A 16,335-nucleotide genomic window follows, 5' to 3' on the forward strand; every position below is an offset into this window, starting at 1 on the left:
TCATGGGTTCAGGCGTACATAGTCGCGGGAGAGCCGACCCCAGCGGAAGGGATTCACTCCCAGCGGAACAGCCGCGCCGCGGCCCCCAGACCCAGTACGGCCCAGCCCGCCAGCACGGCCGCGTCGCCCCACGGCAGCGCGGCCCCGTGCTGGAGCACCTCGCGCAGTCCGTCGGACAGGGCCGAGATCGGCAGCAGCCCGAGTACGGACTGCACCGCGCCCGGGAACTTCTCCAGCGGCACGATCACCCCGCCGCCGACCAGCAGCAGCAGGAACACCAGGTTGGCGGCGGCCAGGGTCATCTCGGCCTTGAGCGTGCCGGCCATCAGCAGCCCCAGCCCGGAGAACGCGGCGGTGCCGAGCAGGAGCAGCGCGGCCACCGACAGCGGGTTCCCGTGCGGGGACCAGCCCAGCGCGAAGGCGATCACCGTCAGCAGGGCGACCTGGAGCACCTCGGTGACCAGCACGGACAGGGTCTTGGCGGCCATCAGCGCCCAGCGCGGCAGGGGGGAGGCCCCGAGCCGCTTGAGGACCCCGTAGCGGCGGTCGAAGCCGGTGGCGATGGCCTGGCCGGTGAAGGCGGTGGACATCACGGCGAGCGCGAGGATGCCGGGGGCCAGGAAGTCGACGGACTTCTCCGCTCCGGTATCGACCACGTCCACGGCGGAGAACAGGACCAGCAGCAGCGCCGGGATGATCACGGTCAGCAGCAGCTGCTCCCCGTTGCGCAGCAGCATCCGGGTCTCCAGGGCCGTCTGCGCGAGGATCATGCGGGAGACGGGGGCCGCCCCCGGGCTGGGGGTGAACGTACCGGCGCTCATGCGCGCAGCTCCTTACCGGTCGGTTCCAGGCTGTGTCTTCCCGGGGGACAACCCCCGGACCCCCGGCGAGGGTCTGTGGCGATCGGCGTCATGAACGCAGCTCCTTGCCCGTGAGCTCCAGAAAAACGTCTTCGAGGGTGTGCCGCTCCACCGAGAGGCTGTCCGGCATCACGCCGTGCTGCGCGCACCAGGAGGCGACGGTGGCCAGCAGCTGCGGGTGCACGTCGCCGGTCACCCGGTAGACGCCCGCGGTGAGCTCCGCGGCCTGGGTGCCGTCGGGGAGCGCCTTCAGGAGCGAGGCGAGGTCGAGGGAGGGGCGGCCGGTGAACCGCAGGGTGTTCTCGGCGCCGCCCCGGCACAGCTGCTCGGGGCTGCCGTGGGCGATGACCTTGCCCGCGTCCACGATGGCGACCTCGTCCGCGAGCTGCTCGGCCTCGTCCATGTGGTGGGTGGTGAGGACGACGGTGACCCCGTCGGCGCGCAGTTCCCGTACGAGGTCCCAGGTCGCGCGGCGGGCCTGCGGGTCCAGGCCGGCGGTGGGCTCGTCGAGGAAGACCAGCTCGGGGCGGCCGACCACGGCCATGGCCAGGGCGAGGCGCTGCTGCTGGCCGCCGGAGAGCCTGCGGTAGGCGGTGCGGCCGCAGCCGCCGAGGCCGAGGCGTTCCACCAGGGTGTCGACGTCGAGCGGGTCGGCGTACAGCTTGGCCATGTGGCGCAGCATTTCGACGGCGCGGGCTCCGGAGTAGACGCCGCCGGACTGGAGCATCACGCCGACGCGCGGGCGCAGCGCCCCGGCCTGGGCGACGGGGTCGAGGCCGAGGACGCGGACGGTGCCGGCGTCGGGGCGGTGGTAGCCCTCGCAGGTTTCCACAGTGGTCGTCTTGCCCGCGCCGTTGGGACCGAGGACCGCGGTGACGGAGGCCCTTCGGACGGTGAGGTCCAGGCCGTCCACCGCCGTCTTGGCGCCGTACCGCTTCACCAGTCCGCGGATCTCCACGGCGGGGTCGTTGCTCATGGGGGTTGAGTCTACGGAGCCCGGAAGGGGGCCCAAGGTCCCGGGGTCGGGGGGTGACGGGCCCGCGCATTCATGACCTTTTCGTACGGGCCGGGGGCGGGCGCGGACCTAGCGTCGAATGGTGAACAGCATCGCTCAGAACGTCGAAGCCACCTCGGGGCAGGCCGAGCACAAGGCCCGGGACCTCGGGCACCCGTCGCGCTATTTCGTCTCCGCGATGCTCGCGGGCGCGTACATCGGCATCGGCGAGGTGCTGCTGCTGGTCGCGATCTCGCCGTTCGTCGCCCAGGGCTCGGCGGCGGTCAAGCTGCTGGAGGGCGCCGTCTTCCCGATCGCCCTGACCATCGTGATGTTCGCCGGCGCCCAGCTCTTCACCAGCAACGTGATGGTGATGCTGGTCGGCGCGCTGTCCGGCCGGACCGGGGTGCGCGACCTCGTCTCCTCGTGGGCCCTGTCGCTGGGCGGCAACCTGGCCGGGGCCCTCGCCTTCGGCGCGATGGTGCACGCCTCGGGGGTGACCTCCTCGCCGTCCGCGCGGGCCATGCTCGCCGAGATGGTGCACGGGAAGACGGCGCTGGGCGGCGGCCGGCTCTTCTGGCGCGCGGTCCTGTGCAACATGCTCGTCTGCCTGGGCATCTGGATGTTCACCAGGGCCCGCGGGGACGCCGCCAAGATTTTCGTGCTGTGGCTGCCGGTGGCGGTGTTCGTGGCCGTGGGATTCGAACACTGCGTCGCGAATATGGCTCTTTTCAGCCTGGCGGTCCTGGACGGGTCAGTCGGTTTCAGTGATCTTTTCCGGAACCTGATGTTTACCGTGCCGGGAAACATCCTGGGCGGAGGATTGCTGGTGGGAGCCGTTTACTGGTTCACCGGAGGTGCCCGGCGCGAGCGCGGAGCGTTCCCCTCCGAATAACTCTGCGTCGATAAATTAGGTAACCCTTAGTGATGGAGGCCACCAGGGGTGGCGTCCGTCACGGCTTGTCGGGGCTCGACTAATTACGCAACAATGGCGTTGTGAAATACGGCGAACGGCAGAACGAGGCCCCCCAGGGGGAGCTCGCCACCGGGGAGCGGTCAACCCGCAACCGAGTGGCGCGCTCGATCCTGGACCACGGCCCGTCCACCGTCGCCGACCTCGCACAGCGCCTCGGCCTCACCCAGGCCGCCGTCCGCCGCCACCTCGACACGCTCGTCGCCGACGACGTGGTCGAACCCCGTGAGCAGCGTGTGTACGGTGCGCGCACCCGGGGTCGGCCCGCCAAGGTCTTCGCGCTGACCGACTGCGGCCGCGACGCCTTCGACCAGTCCTACGACACGCTCGCCGCGGACGCCCTGCGCTGGATCGCGCAGTCCGTCGGCGGAGGCGAACAGGGAGAGGCGGCGGTCGCCGCCTTCGCCCGGTCGCGGATGGAGGCGCAGGCGCGCAGCTACCGGGAAGCCGTCGAGGCGGCAGCCCCGGCGGACCGTACGGAGGCCCTGGCCAAGGCGTTGACCGTGGACGGGTACGCTGCTACGGCGAAGAGCGCTCCCGGTCCGCACAGCGGTGAACAGCTCTGTCAGCACCACTGCCCGGTCGCGCACGTAGCCGAGCAGTTCCCGCAGCTCTGCGAGGCGGAGACCGAGGTCTTCTCCCGCCTGCTCGGGACGCATGTGCAGCGACTCGCCACCATCGCCCACGGCGACGGGGTGTGCACGACGTTCATTCCGCGCAGCGCGAGCGCCACACAGACCGACACATCAGTATCTGCAAGTACGGCCGGGAGGAACCCCGCATGACCACGGAGACTGCTCACCCTGAGCTCGATGGCCTGGGCACCTACGAATACGGCTGGGCCGACTCCGACGCGGCCGGTGCCGCTGCCAAGCGGGGTCTGTCCGAGGAGGTCGTCCGCGACATCTCGGCGAAGAAGTCCGAGCCCGAGTGGATGCTGAACCTCCGCCTCAAGGGTCTCAAGCTCTTCGGCAAGAAGCCCATGCCGAACTGGGGCTCCGACCTCTCGGGCATCGACTTCGACAACATCAAGTACTTCGTGCGCTCCACCGAGAAGCAGGCCGCTTCCTGGGAGGACCTGCCCGAGGACATCAAGAACACGTACGACAAGCTCGGCATCCCGGAGGCGGAGAAGCAGCGCCTCGTCGCCGGTGTCGCGGCCCAGTACGAGTCCGAGGTCGTCTACCACCAGATCCGTGAGGACCTGGAGGAGCAGGGCGTGATCTTCCTCGACACGGACACCGCGCTCAAGGAGCACCCGGAGCTCTTCCAGGAGTACTTCGGCACGGTCATCCCGGTCGGGGACAACAAGTTCGCCTCGCTGAACACCGCCGTGTGGTCGGGCGGATCGTTCATCTACGTCCCCAAGGGCGTCAAGGTCGACATCCCGCTCCAGGCCTACTTCCGTATCAACACGGAGAACATGGGCCAGTTCGAGCGGACGCTGATCATCGTCGACGAGGACGCGTACGTCCACTACGTCGAGGGCTGCACCGCCCCGATCTACTCCTCGGACTCGCTGCACAGCGCCGTGGTCGAGATCATCGTGAAGAAGGGCGGCCGCTGCCGCTACACGACCATCCAGAACTGGTCGAACAACGTCTACAACCTGGTCACCAAGCGCGCCGTGGCGTACGAGGGCGCGACCATGGAGTGGATCGACGGCAACATCGGTTCCAAGGTCACCATGAAGTACCCGGCCGTCTACCTGATGGGCGAGCACGCCAAGGGCGAGACCCTGTCCATCGCCTTCGCGGGCGAGGGCCAGCACCAGGACGCCGGATCCAAGATGGTCCACATGGCGCCGAACACCTCCTCGAACATCGTCTCCAAGTCGGTGGCCCGGGGCGGCGGCCGCACCTCGTACCGAGGCCTGGTCGAGATCGGCGAGGGCGCCCACGGCTCGAAGTCCAACGTGCTGTGTGACGCGCTTCTGGTCGACACGATCTCCCGCTCGGACACGTACCCCTACGTGGACGTCCGAGAGGACGACGTCTCCATGGGCCACGAGGCCACGGTCTCCAAGGTCTCCGACGACCAGCTCTTCTACCTGATGAGCCGCGGTCTGACGGAGTTCGAGGCCATGGCCATGATCGTGCGCGGCTTCGTCGAGCCCATCGCGCGTGAGCTGCCCATGGAGTACGCCCTGGAGCTGAACCGGCTGATCGAGCTGCAGATGGAGGGCTCGGTCGGGTAGTACCGGCCGCCCGAGTTCCGCAGACATTCTTTGACGTAGGAAGAGAGCACGAAGACAGCCATGGCTGAGGCTCAGAACATTCCGGCGGGTTCGACCACCGCCGGCGCGATCGCGGTGGCCGCAGAGTCCACCGTCGCCACCCGGATGAGTGCCCCCCCGTCCTTCGACGTGGCGGACTTCCCCGTGCCCCACGGCCGCGAGGAGGAGTGGCGCTTCACGCCGCTGGCGCGCCTGCGTGGTCTCCACGACGGCACCGCGGTCGCCAACGGCACCATGAAGGCCCAGATCGACGCGCCCGAGGGCGTCACCGTCGAGTCGGTGGAGCGCGGCGACGCGCGCATCGGCAAGGCGGGCACCCCGGTGGACCGGGTCGCCGCCCAGGCGTTCTCGTCCTTCGCCAAGGCCACGGTCGTGACCGTGCCCAAGGAAGCGGTCCTGACCGAGCCGGTGCGCGTCTCGCTGCACGGCGAGGGCGGCACCACCTTCGGTCACACGGTCTTCGACGTGCAGGCCTTCGCCGAGGCCGTCATCGTCATCGACCACACCGGTGACGGCGTGCGCGCCGCCAACGTCGAGTTCGTCGTCGGCGACGGCGCCAAGCTCACCGTGGTCTCCGTGCAGGACTGGGACGACACCGCCGTCCACTGCTCCCAGCACAACGCCCTGATCGGCCGCGACGCGACCTTCAAGTCGATCGTGGTCACCTTCGGCGGCGACGTCGTACGCCTCCACCCGCGCATCAGCTACGCCGGCCCCGGCGGCGAGGCCGAGCTCTTCGGCCTGTACTTCACGGACGCCGGCCAGCACCAGGAGCACCGCCTCCTGGTCACGCACGACGCCCCGCACTGCAAGTCCAACGTGGTCTACAAGGGCGCGCTCCAGGGCCAGGACGCCCACGCGGTCTGGATCGGTGACGTGCTCATCGAGAAGACCGCCGAAGGCACCGACACCTACGAGATGAACCGCAACCTCGTCCTCACCGACGGCGCGCGGGTCGACTCGGTGCCGAACCTGGAGATCGAGACCGGCGAGATCGTCGGCGCCGGCCACGCCTCCGCGACCGGCCGTTTCGATGACGAGCAGCTCTTCTACCTGCAGGCCCGCGGCATCCCGGCCGACGAGGCCCGCCGTCTGGTCGTGCGCGGCTTCTTCGCCGAGCTCGTCCAGCAGATCGGTGTCCCGGACATCGAGGAGCGCCTGCTCACCAAGATCGAGACCGAGCTCCAGGGTTCCGTCTGATGAATTACGTCAAGGCCTGTGCGCTGAGCGAGCTGGAGGAGAACACCCCGAAGCGGGTGGAACTCGACGGCACGCCGGTGTCCATCGTCTCCACCGACGGGGAGGTGTTCGCGATCAACGACATCTGCTCGCACGCGAACGTCTCCCTCTCGGAGGGCGAGGTCGAAGACTGCATGATCGAGTGCTGGCTGCACGGGTCGGCCTTCGACCTGCGCACCGGCAAGCCCTCCGGTCTGCCCGCGACGCGCCCCGTACCCGTATACCCCGTAAAGATCGAAGGGGACGACGTGCTCGTCTCCCTCACCCAGGAGTCCTGAGGTATCCATGGCAACGCTTGAAATCCACGACCTGCACGTCTCCGTCGAGGCCGAGAACGGCGCCCGCGAGATCCTCAAGGGCGTCGACCTCACCGTCAAGCAGGGTGAGACGCACGCCATCATGGGTCCGAACGGCTCCGGCAAGTCCACGCTGGCGTACTCGCTGGCCGGTCACCCGAAGTACACCATCACCGGTGGCACCGTGACCCTCGACGGCGAAGACGTCCTGGAGATGTCCGTCGACGAGCGCGCCCGCGCCGGCGTCTTCCTCGCCATGCAGTACCCGGTCGAGGTCCCCGGCGTCTCGGTCTCCAACTTCCTGCGCACCTCGGCCACCGCCATCCGCGGCGAGGCCCCGAAGCTGCGTACCTGGGTGAAGGAGGTCAAGTCCGCGATGGAGCAGCTCCAGATGGACCCGGCCTTCGCCGAGCGCAACGTCAACGAGGGCTTCTCCGGCGGTGAGAAGAAGCGCCACGAGATCCTCCAGCTGGAGCTCCTCAAGCCGAAGATCGCGATCCTCGACGAGACCGACTCCGGCCTGGACGTCGACGCGCTGCGCATCGTCTCCGAGGGCGTCAACCGCGTCCGCGAGACCGGTGAGGTCGGCACCCTGCTGATCACCCACTACACGCGCATCCTGCGCTACATCAAGCCCGACTTCGTGCACGTGTTCGCGAACGGTCGTATCGCCGAGTCCGGTGGCGCCGAGCTGGCGGACCAGCTGGAGGCCGAGGGCTACGACAAGTACGTGAAGGGTGGCGCGACCGCGTGATTCAGTTGCCTGGCCTCCTCGACACCGAGGCGATCCGCAAGGACTTCCCCCTGCTGGATCGTGTGGTCCACGACGGGAAGAAGATCGTTTACCTGGACAACGCGGCGACTTCGCAGAAGCCGCGCCAGGTACTCGACGCGCTGAACGAGTACTACGAGCAGCACAACGCCAACGTCCACCGCGGCGTGCACGTGCTCGCCGAGGAGGCCACGGCGCTGTACGAGGGCGCTCGCGACAAGGTTGCCGCCTTCATCAACGCACCGAGCCGCGACGAGGTGATCTTCACCAAGAACGCCTCGGAGTCGCTCAACCTGGTCGCGAACATGCTCGGCTGGGCCGACGAGCCCTACCGGGTCGACCGCGAGACCGAGATCGCCATCACGGAGATGGAGCACCACTCCAACATCGTGCCGTGGCAGCTGCTCGCGCAGCGCACCGGCGCGAAGCTGAAGTGGTTCGGCCTCACCGACGACGGCCGGCTCGACCTGTCCAACATCGAAGAGGTCATCACGGAGAAGACGAAGATCGTCTCCTTCACGCTGGTCTCCAACATCATGGGCACGGTCAACCCGGTCGAGGCGATCGTCCGGCGCGCCCAGGACGTCGGCGCGCTGGTGCTGATCGACGCCTCCCAGGCCGCTCCGCACATGCCGCTGGACGTGCAGGCGCTCGGCGCCGACTTCGTGGCCTTCACCGGCCACAAGATGTGCGGCCCGACCGGCATCGGCGTCCTCTGGGGCCGCCAGGAGCTCCTGGAGGACCTGCCTCCGTTCCTCGGCGGCGGCGAGATGATCGAGACCGTGTCGATGCACGCCTCGACCTACGCCCCGGCGCCCCACAAGTTCGAGGCGGGTACGCCCCCGATCGCCCAGGCCGTCGGCCTCGGCGCGGCCGTGGACTACCTGACCGCGATCGGCATGGACAAGATCGCCGCGCACGAGCACGCGATCACCGAGTACGCGATCAAGCGCCTCGCCGAGGTGCCCGACCTGCGGATCATCGGCCCCACCACGGCCGAGGACCGCGGGGCGGCGATCTCCTTCGTGCTCGGCGACATCCACCCGCACGACGTCGGCCAGGTGCTGGACGAGCAGGGCATCGCGGTCCGCGTGGGACACCACTGCGCGCGCCCGGTCTGCCTGCGCTACGGAATTCCCGCGACGACGCGAGCGTCTTTCTATCTGTACTCCTCTCCGGCCGAGGTCGACGCGCTGATCGACGGGCTGGAGCACGTACGGAACTTCTTCGGCTGACGGACGAGGCGACGAGGGCGCAGTGAAGCTGGATTCGATGTACCAGGAACTGATCCTGGACCACTACAAGCACCCGCACGGGCGTGGCCTGCGCGACGGCGATGCCGAGGTGCACCACGTCAACCCGACGTGCGGCGACGAGATCACGCTGCGCGTGAAGTACGACGGAGAGACGCTCACCGACGTCTCCTACGAGGGCCAGGGCTGCTCCATCAGCCAGGCCAGCGCGTCCGTGCTGAACGAGCTGCTGGTCGGCAAGGAGCTTGCCGAGGCGCAGAAGATCCAGGCTGTCTTCCTGGAGATGATGCAGTCCAAGGGCAAGGTCGAACCCGACGAGGCGATGGAGGAGGTGCTGGAGGACGCGGTCGCGTTCGTCGGCGTCTCCAAGTATCCGGCGCGTGTGAAGTGTGCTCTCCTGAGCTGGATGGCGTGGAAGGACGCGACCGCCCAGGCACTGGGCGACGCGGAGAGGAAGACGGCATGACCGAGAACGCGACGCCCGAGGCGTCGACCAAGCCGGCCACCGAGGAAGAGGTCCGCGAGGCCCTCTACGACGTGGTCGACCCCGAGCTGGGCATCGACGTCGTCAACCTGGGCCTGATCTACGGCATCCACATCGACGACGCGAACATCGCCACCCTCGACATGACGCTGACCTCGGCGGCCTGCCCGCTGACGGACGTCATCGAGGACCAGGCGAAGTCGGCGACGGACGGCATCGTCAACGAACTTCGCATCAACTGGGTCTGGATGCCCCCGTGGGGCCCGGACAAGATCACGGATGATGGCCGTGAGCAGCTGCGCGCGCTCGGCTTCAACGTCTGATCGACGCCTAAATAGGGAGGGCCCCCGGCACGACAGTGCCGGGGGCCCTCCCTGTTTTCGGTTGGCTGTTCTCCGGGTGGACGAGTGCCGTGCACTTGGAGTTGGCCGCAGTGGCCGAATCTTCTCGACGGCCGTCACGAAGTGACGGCCGACATGAGAGGACCACCATCTTTGAACCCTCCCCCTGCTGAAGCAGAGGAATTCCTGGCTCACGCTGCCTGCGGGTCAGCGACCCAACGGGTCTTCCACGATCGACACCAGCCGGGTTGGAACCAGCCCGGTTTGGTACGGCAAAGCTTGTACTGCCTGTGCTGCCTTGGTTCTCGGTCAGCACGTCGTGCGCGCTTGGTTCTCGCAACACACGGAACGAACCTTACGGGGTCACGTGGGCGGGGGCCCGGCCTTTGGGCGAATCGCCGGTTCTCGCTCTGCTCCGCAGGAGTCCGGCTCGGTGCCGTGGGAGTTGCCGGGCTCGTCAACGCGACGATCCAGCGGACCGGGCGCGGTGGGAAGACCGCCACGGCCACCCTCTCCTACGCGGCCTCGGCCCGGGTCGGCGGCGCCCTGGGCACCCGCTACCTGACCGGCTCCTCCGACGCCTCGGCCGCCGTGGACGTGGGCGGCGGCCACGTGCTGGTCGCCGACGACGAGTCCAACGCGCTGCGGCTGTACGACCGTTCCCGCTCCGGCGCCCCGGTGAAGACCTGGGACCTCGGGCCCTCGCTCGGCTGGAAGAAGGAAGCCGACATCGAGGCCGCCGCCCGGGTGGGCGACACGGTCTACTGGACCGGCTCGCTCGGCAACAACAAGGACGGCAAGTACAAGGCCGAGCGGAACACCGTCTTCACCACGCGGATCACCGGCTCCGGCGCCGACACCGAGGTCGTCTTCGGCAGCGCCTACAAGGGCCTGCGCGAGGACCTGGTGGCCTGGGACGTGGCGAACGGGAACCGGTACGGCTTCGCGGCCGGGACGGCGGCGGGCGAGGTGCCCAAGCAGATCGACGGGTTCAACGTGGAGGGGCTGGAGTTCGCGCCGGGCTCCACGACCACCGCCTACCTGGGCTTCCGGGCCCCGCTGGCGCCCGCGGTCCCCGGCGGCAAGGCCCTGATCGTGCCCGTCGTCAACTTCGACCGGGTACTGGCGAGCGGTGCCAAGCCCGTCTTCGGCGAAGCGATCGAGATGGACCTCGGCGGGCTCGCCGTCCGGGACATCCGAAAGAACGCCGCCGACCAGTACCTGATCCTGGCCGGCTCCTTCGCCGCCGACGACAACAGCGACCCGTACGCGCTCTACCAGTGGGACGGCGTTCCCGGCCACGCCCCGCGCAAGCGGGCCGACCTGCCCACCACCGACCCCGGCGGCTGGGAGGCCGTGGTCGGCGTGCCCGACCTGCGGGTGCCGGGCGCCCGCGTGCAGCTGATCACCGACAACGGCGCCGCCGACCTGTACGGCGACGGCAAGGAGGCCAAGGACCTCGACCACCCCGAGTGGAAGAAGTCCCGCTCCGCCTGGTTCACGCTCAACACCACCCGTGGGGGTCACCGATGAAGAAGTTCGCCGTTGCGGGCATCGCAGCGCTGCTGGTCGCCGCCGTCGCCGCACCCGCCCAGGCCGTGACGTACGGGACGCCGACGATCGGGCTGTCCGCGTCCTACCTGTCCGGGGCCGTCGGCGCGGTAGGGGACCCGGTCGTCAACGTGACCGTGGGGCAGAGCGGAGCCGATGCCTCCGCGCTGACGGTCAGCGCGACGGCGTCGAGCAGGGCCTCGGTCGCCGGGACCGGCGACGTCAGCGTCACGGGCGCCGGGGCGGTGCGGCAGCTGGCCGTCGCCGCACGCGGCCGCGGCTACACCAACCTCACCGTCAAGGTGACCGGTCTTGGCGGCAAGAGCGCCACCAAGACGCTGTACTACGCGGCTTCGGCCACCGTGCAGAACCCGGCCGAGGCGCGCTACCTGACCGGCTCCGCGGACGCCTCGGCCGCCGTGGACGTGGGCGGCGGGTACGTGGTCGTCGCCGACGACGAGTCCAACGTGCTGCGGCTGTACGACCGTTCCCGCTCCGGCGCCCCGGTGAGGACCTGGGACTTCAGCTCGCAGCTCGGGGTCACCAAGGAGGTGGACATCGAGGGGGCGACCCGGATCGGCGACACCATCTACTGGACGGGCTCGCTCGGCAACAACAAGGACGGCGAGTACAAGGCGCCGCGGAACACGGTGTTCACCACCACGGTGAGCGGCTCCGGGACGGGCACGCAGCTCGCGTACGGGCGCTCGTACAAGAAGCTCCGCGAGGACCTGGTGGCCTGGGACGTGGCGAACGGGAACCGGTACGGCTTCGCGGCCGGGACGGCGGCGGGTGAAGCGCCCAAGCAGATCGACGGGTTCAACGTGGAGGGGCTGGAGTTCGCGCCGGGCTCCACGACCACCGCCTACCTGGGCTTCCGGGCCCCGCTGGCGCCCGCGGTCCCCGGCGGCAAGGCGCTGATCGTGCCGGTGACGAACTTCGACAAGGTCCTGGCGTCCGGCGCCAAGGCGGTCTTCGGGGCGGGCATCGAGCTCGACCTCGGCGGGCTCGCCGTCCGGGACATCCGCAAGAACGCGGCCGGCCAGTACCTGATCCTGGCCGGGTCCTGGGCCGCCGACGACAACTCGGACCCGTACGCGCTCTACCAGTGGGACGGCGTCGCGGGCCACGCCCCCGTCAAGCGGGCCGACCTGCCGACCACCGACCCGGGCGGCTGGGAGGCCATCGTGGACGTGCCGGACCTGACGGCGGCGGGCGCGCGGGTGCAGCTGATCACCGACAGCGGCTCCGCCGACCTGTACGGGGACGGCACCGAGGCCAAGGACCTGACGCACCCGGAGTGGAAGAAGGCGCGGGCGGCCTGGTTCACCCTGGGGTGACCTCCGGTTCGCGGCGCAGCAGCCGGTCCATGTAGAGCAGGCCCGAGGCCGGCTGCGGGAGGGTCAGCAGCACGGCCGGGGCGAGCAGGGCGCCGAGTACGCCGAAGCCGAGGGGGACGGCGTACGCGGCGCCCAGCGCGAGCGCCCCGGCCGGGACCGTGATGCCGAGGGTCCGCCACCAGGCCCCCCGCACCAGGCGGGCCGAGCGGCGCAGGGCCGCCACCGGGCCCAGCGCCTCGTACCCGGCGGCCGTGGGCGCCAGGGCGAAGAGGACCCCGAGCCAGAGCGCGACCGGGGCGAGGGGCAGCACGGCGAGCGGCGGGAGCCCCGCGGCGAGAGCGGCCGCGGCGGGGCCCGTGGCGGCCAGCAGGGCCAGCAGCCGGGCCCCGAACACGGCCGGGACCCGGGGCGCGGCCGCCCGCAGCAGCCCGAGCGAGGTGACGGGCCGCCCGAGCACGGCCGGCCGGAGCAGCGCCGCGGCCAGGGCGGTGGCCAGCGCCCAGCCGAAGAGCAGGAACAGGGCGGTGGCGGGGACGAGGGTGTAGACGAACACCCGGCTGCCCGCGGTGCGCGTGAGGGAGGCGAGGGTGGCCGCCCCGGCGACGGCGGCGAGCACGAGCAGCCCGGCCAGCTGGCCGAGGAGCAGCGCGCCGAACAGCCGGCCCCCGTACCGGCCCAGGGTGGTGAGGGCGCCGCCGAGGATCTCCCCCGGGCCCAGCGGGCGCAGGGGGATCACGCCCGGCCGCGGAGACTGCGGGGGCAGCCAGCCGCCGCCCCGGTGGGTCCAGTGCTGCGCCATGCGCGGGCCCCTCTCCGCTGGAGGCGGACAGGGTAGCGCCGCGGGGGCCAGGAGTCCCGGGGCCTGCATGTGTACATGTGTACGCAACGATGTGTACACTCGTACACATGCCGTACGTACTGCTTGCCGCGGCCATCGCCGCCGAGGTCGCCGGGACCACCGCCATGAAGTACAGCGAGGGCTTCACGAAGCTGTGGCCCTCGCTGGGCACCCTGCTGGGCTACGCCATCGCCTTTACGCTGCTCGCGCAGACGCTGAAGTCCATGTCGGTCGGCACGGCGTACGCGATATGGGCCGGGGTCGGGACGGCCGCCATCGCCGCCATAGGCATGGTTTTCATGGGGGAGGCGGCCACCGCCGCGAAGATCGCCGGGATCCTGCTGGTGATCGGCGGGGTGGTCCTGCTCAACCTCGGAGGGGCCCACTGATGCCGGGCGCCGCACGGCGCTACGACCCCGACCGGCGCCAGCGGATCATCGACGCGGCGATCCGGGTGGTGGGGGCCAAGGGCATCGCGGGGCTGAGCCACCGCAGCGCGGCGGCGGAGGCCGACGTACCGCTCGGGTCGACGACGTACCACTTCAAGACGCTCGACGACCTGCTGGTCGCGGCGCTGCGCCAGGCGAACGAGGGCTTCGCGCGGGCGGTCGCGGACTCGGCCGCGCTGGCGGACCCGGAGGTGGACCTCGCGACGGCACTGGCCCGGCTGCTGGGCGAGTTCCTGGCGGGGGACCGGGGCCGGGCGGAGCTGGAGTACGAGCTCTACCTGGCGGCCCTGCGGCGCCCGGCGCTGCGGCCGGTGGCGGCGGAGTGGTGCGAGGCCGCTGCCGCGGGGCTGGCATCGCGGACGGACCCGGCGACGGCGCGGGCCCTGGTCGCGGTCATGGACGGCATCAGCCTCCAGGTCCTGCTGACGGGCACCGCGTACGACGAGCGGTACGCCCACGAAATCCTGACCCGGGTGCTCCACCCCTAGCGGAGGTAAATCCAGCCCCGCCGGCGTTTGAGGCGCTGGGTCCGGGGCGGAGCCCCGATCTTGTGGCCGCACCGGCAGATTCAGCCCCGCCGGCGTTTGAGGCGCGGGGTCCGGGGCGGAGCCCCAGGGGCCCTGCCGGCCCGTCAGGCGGAGTCGCGGACGGCGGCCAGCGCAGCGGACACACTCGCCTCGATGTCCTGGATCGGGTAGAAGACCTCGCGCACGATGCGCTCGCGGTCCACGACCAGTGTCATGCGCTTCAGCCGGGTCACCCCCGCCACACGGAACGTCGGCAGCCGCAGCGCCGCCGCCAGGGCGAGATCCGCATCCGAGAACAGCGGGAACCGCAACCGCTCCTGCTCCGCGAACTCCCGCTGCTCGTCCGCCCGCTGGGTCGACACCCCGTGCACACTGGCACCGGCCGCGGTGAACTCCGCGAGCTGGTCGCGGTACGTGCACGACTCGAACGTACAGCCCTTGGCGCCCGGGATCCCCGCCCATCCCGGCGGGTAGGACTCGGCGCGCGCGTACGCGCCCGGGAAGCAGTACAGGACCGTGAACGGGGTCTGCGCCACCGGGTCGGCGACCTCGCCGAACCGGTTCGGCAGCAACAGCTCCGGCACCCGCGTGCCCCGCAGTGCGTGCACCCGCTCCGCCTCCCGCGAGGCCTCCTCGGTCGTCGCCGTCATCTCTCCCTCTCCCAGGATCCAGTTGTCCCCCCAGTCCTGGAGGGCGATCAGCACCGGCAGCAGCCCCCGCCCCCGCGGGGTCAGCCGGTACTCGTGCCGCACCGGGCGTTCCCGGTACGGCTCGCGCGCCAGCACCCCGGCCTCGACCAGCAGCTTCAGCCGCTCGGCCAGGACCTTCCGGGACATCCCGAGCTCGCGCTGGAGCTCGTCGAAGCGGTGCAGGCCGCGGGCGGTGTCACGCACGATCAGCAGCGTCCACCAGTCGCCCACCACCTCGAGCGCCTGGGCGATGGAGCAATCGGCGTCGCCGAGATGGGTGCGCTGGGCCATGGGAACTCCTTTGTCCGTCGACCCGAGGCTGTCATGGTGGCATAGTCCGTTCCCAAAGGGAACTCACCGACCCTCCGGTCCCCCGACACGCCGCACGCCCGGCACATGAGACCGGTTCGCGACCGCGGGCCGTCGCCGGTTAGGTTTCAGGCATGACTGCTACGCGTACCACCGGCGCCGTCGCCGCCGGCCTTGCCACCCTCACCGCCGACGGCACCGTCCTCGACACCTGGTTCCCCGCCCCCGAGCTGGTCGCCGAGCCCGGCCCGGCCGGCACCGAGCGCCTCGCCGCCGACCAGGCCGTGGAGCTGCTGGGCGCCGCCGCGGCGAAGGCGATCCGCCAGGACGCGGTCCGCGGCGTCGAGGTCGTGGCCGTCCGTACGGTGATCTCCGCCCTGGACGACAAGCCGCTGGACGCGCACGACGCGTACCTGCGCCTGCACCTGCTCAGCCACCGCCTGGTCAAGCCGCACGGCCAGAACCTGGACGGCGTCTTCGGCCTGCTGGCCAACGTCGCCTGGACCTCCCTGGGCCCGGTCGCGGTCGACCAGGTCGAGACCGTCCGCCTCAACGCGCGCGCCGAGGGCCTGCACCTCCAGGTGACCTCGATCGACAAGTTCCCCCGGATGACGGACTACGTCGCCCCCAAGGGCGTCCGCATTGCCGACGCGGACCGCGTCCGCCTCGGCGCGCACCTCGCCGAGGGCACCACCGTCATGCACGAGGGCTTCGTCAACTTCAACGCCGGCACCCTCGGCACCTCCATGGTCGAGGGCCGCATCTCCGCGGGCGTCGTGGTCGGCAACGGCTCCGACATCGGCGGCGGCGCGTCCACCATGGGCACCCTCTCGGGCGGCGGCAAGCAGATCATCTCGATCGGCGAGCGCACCCTGATCGGCGCCGAGGCCGGCGTCGGCATCGCGCTGGGCGACGAGTGCGTCGTCGAGGCGGGCCTCTACGTGACCGCGGGCACCCGCGTCACCCTCCCGGACGGCCAGATCGTCAAGGCCCTGGAGCTCTCGGGCGCCAACAACATCCTCTTCCGCCGCAACTCGGTCACCGGCGCCGTCGAGGCCCGCCCGTACAAGGCGGCCTGGGGCGGCCTGAACGAGGTCCTGCACAGCCACAACTGACCCGCGACCGGCCTTTCACCGGCCGACTGCGACGACGGCGACGCCCTCCCACCCCGTCCGGGGTGGGAG

At 70.5% G+C, this 16,335-nt stretch carries 18 protein-coding genes; 14 read left to right on the top strand and 4 right to left on the bottom strand.

The features are described 5' to 3' along the window. Nucleotides 1-53: 53 nt before the first annotated feature. Together ACFWBN_RS27790 and ACFWBN_RS27795 are read right to left on the bottom strand one after the other, a co-directional pair. Nucleotides 54-821 carry an ABC transporter permease gene (locus ACFWBN_RS27790; RefSeq protein ID WP_385180416.1) on the bottom strand — a complete coding sequence of 256 codons (768 nt, stop codon included), beginning with the start codon at nucleotides 819-821 and terminating at the stop codon, nucleotides 54-56. A gap of 88 nt (nucleotides 822-909) precedes the next feature. Next, on the bottom strand, nucleotides 910-1,836 hold the full coding sequence (locus ACFWBN_RS27795) for an ABC transporter ATP-binding protein (protein ID WP_385180419.1): 927 nt from the start codon (nucleotides 1,834-1,836) through the stop codon (nucleotides 910-912). A gap of 121 nt (nucleotides 1,837-1,957) precedes the next feature. Here ACFWBN_RS27795 and ACFWBN_RS27800 point away from each other — a divergent pair, with 121 nt between their 5' ends. The 11 genes from ACFWBN_RS27800 to ACFWBN_RS27850 all read left to right on the top strand — a co-directional run bounded on the left by ACFWBN_RS27800 (nucleotide 1,958) and on the right by ACFWBN_RS27850 (nucleotide 12,339). Continuing rightward, nucleotides 1,958-2,749 carry a formate/nitrite transporter family protein gene (locus ACFWBN_RS27800; RefSeq protein WP_385180421.1) on the top strand — a complete coding sequence of 264 codons (792 nt, stop codon included), beginning with the start codon at nucleotides 1,958-1,960 and terminating at the stop codon, nucleotides 2,747-2,749. A 101-nt stretch (nucleotides 2,750-2,850) separates the two neighbouring features. After that, the gene (locus tag ACFWBN_RS27805; RefSeq protein ID WP_385180424.1) at nucleotides 2,851-3,612 is read left to right on the top strand and encodes a helix-turn-helix transcriptional regulator; all 762 of its coding nucleotides are present in this window, start codon (nucleotides 2,851-2,853) and stop codon (nucleotides 3,610-3,612) included. Next, complete coding sequence (gene sufB, locus ACFWBN_RS27810; protein WP_351816417.1) at nucleotides 3,609-5,024, top strand: Fe-S cluster assembly protein SufB; 1,416 nt, start codon at nucleotides 3,609-3,611, stop codon at nucleotides 5,022-5,024. Before ACFWBN_RS27805 ends, sufB begins: the two co-directional genes overlap by 4 nt. Before the next feature lie 60 nt (nucleotides 5,025-5,084). Continuing rightward, nucleotides 5,085-6,263: a Fe-S cluster assembly protein SufD gene (gene sufD / locus ACFWBN_RS27815; RefSeq protein ID WP_385180429.1), complete on the top strand. Its 1,179-nt coding sequence runs from the start codon at nucleotides 5,085-5,087 to the stop codon at nucleotides 6,261-6,263. Then, nucleotides 6,263-6,580 (top strand): bifunctional 3-phenylpropionate/cinnamic acid dioxygenase ferredoxin subunit, encoded by a 318-nt coding sequence (locus ACFWBN_RS27820; protein ID WP_030027083.1) that lies wholly within the window; start codon nucleotides 6,263-6,265, stop codon nucleotides 6,578-6,580. Before sufD ends, ACFWBN_RS27820 begins: the two co-directional genes overlap by 1 nt. A gap of 7 nt (nucleotides 6,581-6,587) precedes the next feature. Then, nucleotides 6,588-7,352 carry a Fe-S cluster assembly ATPase SufC gene (gene sufC, locus ACFWBN_RS27825; RefSeq protein ID WP_053785807.1) on the top strand — a complete coding sequence of 255 codons (765 nt, stop codon included), beginning with the start codon at nucleotides 6,588-6,590 and terminating at the stop codon, nucleotides 7,350-7,352. Next, a complete protein-coding gene (locus tag ACFWBN_RS27830; protein ID WP_385180434.1) occupies nucleotides 7,349-8,605 on the top strand; it encodes a cysteine desulfurase in 1,257 nt (418 codons plus the stop codon). Before sufC ends, ACFWBN_RS27830 begins: the two co-directional genes overlap by 4 nt. A gap of 22 nt (nucleotides 8,606-8,627) precedes the next feature. After that, nucleotides 8,628-9,089 carry a Fe-S cluster assembly sulfur transfer protein SufU gene (sufU, locus tag ACFWBN_RS27835; RefSeq protein WP_030720344.1) on the top strand — a complete coding sequence of 154 codons (462 nt, stop codon included), beginning with the start codon at nucleotides 8,628-8,630 and terminating at the stop codon, nucleotides 9,087-9,089. Next, a complete protein-coding gene (locus tag ACFWBN_RS27840) occupies nucleotides 9,086-9,430 on the top strand; it encodes a metal-sulfur cluster assembly factor (protein ID WP_030027092.1) in 345 nt (114 codons plus the stop codon). Before sufU ends, ACFWBN_RS27840 begins: the two co-directional genes overlap by 4 nt. 456 nt (nucleotides 9,431-9,886) lie before the next feature. Continuing rightward, nucleotides 9,887-10,981: a DUF3616 domain-containing protein gene (locus ACFWBN_RS27845; RefSeq protein ID WP_385180438.1), complete on the top strand. Its 1,095-nt coding sequence runs from the start codon at nucleotides 9,887-9,889 to the stop codon at nucleotides 10,979-10,981. After that, nucleotides 10,978-12,339: a hypothetical protein gene (locus ACFWBN_RS27850; RefSeq protein WP_385180441.1), complete on the top strand. Its 1,362-nt coding sequence runs from the start codon at nucleotides 10,978-10,980 to the stop codon at nucleotides 12,337-12,339. Before ACFWBN_RS27845 ends, ACFWBN_RS27850 begins: the two co-directional genes overlap by 4 nt. Here ACFWBN_RS27850 and ACFWBN_RS27855 read toward each other — a convergent pair. After that, nucleotides 12,326-13,138, bottom strand: coding sequence for a hypothetical protein (locus tag ACFWBN_RS27855; protein WP_385180444.1), 813 nt, complete (start codon nucleotides 13,136-13,138; stop codon nucleotides 12,326-12,328). The genes ACFWBN_RS27850 and ACFWBN_RS27855 overlap by 14 nt on opposite strands. A 107-nt stretch (nucleotides 13,139-13,245) precedes the next feature. On the opposite strand from ACFWBN_RS27855, the gene ACFWBN_RS27860 reads away from it, so the two are divergent. After that, nucleotides 13,246-13,566, top strand: a complete 321-nt coding sequence (locus tag ACFWBN_RS27860; RefSeq protein WP_385180447.1) for a DMT family transporter — start codon at nucleotides 13,246-13,248, stop codon at nucleotides 13,564-13,566. Next, the gene (locus tag ACFWBN_RS27865; protein ID WP_385180449.1) at nucleotides 13,566-14,114 is read left to right on the top strand and encodes a TetR/AcrR family transcriptional regulator; all 549 of its coding nucleotides are present in this window, start codon (nucleotides 13,566-13,568) and stop codon (nucleotides 14,112-14,114) included. The genes ACFWBN_RS27860 and ACFWBN_RS27865 overlap by 1 nt, the downstream gene beginning before the upstream one ends. Before the next feature lie 143 nt (nucleotides 14,115-14,257). On the opposite strand, the gene ACFWBN_RS27870 is transcribed toward ACFWBN_RS27865, so the two are convergent. Beyond that, entirely contained in the window at nucleotides 14,258-15,133 is an 876-nt protein-coding gene (locus ACFWBN_RS27870; RefSeq protein ID WP_385180452.1) for a winged helix-turn-helix transcriptional regulator, read from the bottom strand. Nucleotides 15,134-15,285: 152 nt separating this feature from the next. Here ACFWBN_RS27870 and dapD point away from each other — a divergent pair, with 152 nt between their 5' ends. Then, nucleotides 15,286-16,266, top strand: coding sequence for a 2,3,4,5-tetrahydropyridine-2,6-dicarboxylate N-succinyltransferase (dapD, locus tag ACFWBN_RS27875; protein WP_385180455.1), 981 nt, complete (start codon nucleotides 15,286-15,288; stop codon nucleotides 16,264-16,266). Nucleotides 16,267-16,335: the final 69 nt, after the last annotated feature.

This window comes from Streptomyces sp. NPDC059989 (assembly GCF_042736975.1).
In the GTDB taxonomy this organism is placed as follows: Bacteria; Actinomycetota; Actinomycetes; order Streptomycetales; family Streptomycetaceae; genus Streptomyces.

Excerpts from the sequence above, each read along its gene's own strand:
- ACFWBN_RS27855 (WP_385180444.1), bottom strand. The coding sequence starts at position 13,138 with ATGGCGCAGCACTGGACCCACCGGGGCGGCGGCTGGCTGCCCCCGCAG.
- ACFWBN_RS27820 (WP_030027083.1), top strand. The coding sequence starts at position 6,263 with ATGAATTACGTCAAGGCCTGTGCGCTGAGCGAGCTGGAGGAGAACACC.
- ACFWBN_RS27795 (WP_385180419.1), bottom strand. The coding sequence starts at position 1,836 with ATGAGCAACGACCCCGCCGTGGAGATCCGCGGACTGGTGAAGCGGTAC.
- dapD (WP_385180455.1), top strand. The coding sequence starts at position 15,286 with ATGACTGCTACGCGTACCACCGGCGCCGTCGCCGCCGGCCTTGCCACC.
- ACFWBN_RS27860 (WP_385180447.1), top strand. The coding sequence starts at position 13,246 with ATGCCGTACGTACTGCTTGCCGCGGCCATCGCCGCCGAGGTCGCCGGG.
- ACFWBN_RS27850 (WP_385180441.1), top strand. The coding sequence starts at position 10,978 with ATGAAGAAGTTCGCCGTTGCGGGCATCGCAGCGCTGCTGGTCGCCGCC.
- ACFWBN_RS27865 (WP_385180449.1), top strand. The coding sequence starts at position 13,566 with ATGCCGGGCGCCGCACGGCGCTACGACCCCGACCGGCGCCAGCGGATC.
- ACFWBN_RS27840 (WP_030027092.1), top strand. The coding sequence starts at position 9,086 with ATGACCGAGAACGCGACGCCCGAGGCGTCGACCAAGCCGGCCACCGAG.
- ACFWBN_RS27790 (WP_385180416.1), bottom strand. The coding sequence starts at position 821 with ATGAGCGCCGGTACGTTCACCCCCAGCCCGGGGGCGGCCCCCGTCTCC.
- ACFWBN_RS27870 (WP_385180452.1), bottom strand. The coding sequence starts at position 15,133 with ATGGCCCAGCGCACCCATCTCGGCGACGCCGATTGCTCCATCGCCCAG.
- sufD (WP_385180429.1), top strand. The coding sequence starts at position 5,085 with ATGGCTGAGGCTCAGAACATTCCGGCGGGTTCGACCACCGCCGGCGCG.
- sufB (WP_351816417.1), top strand. The coding sequence starts at position 3,609 with ATGACCACGGAGACTGCTCACCCTGAGCTCGATGGCCTGGGCACCTAC.
- sufC (WP_053785807.1), top strand. The coding sequence starts at position 6,588 with ATGGCAACGCTTGAAATCCACGACCTGCACGTCTCCGTCGAGGCCGAG.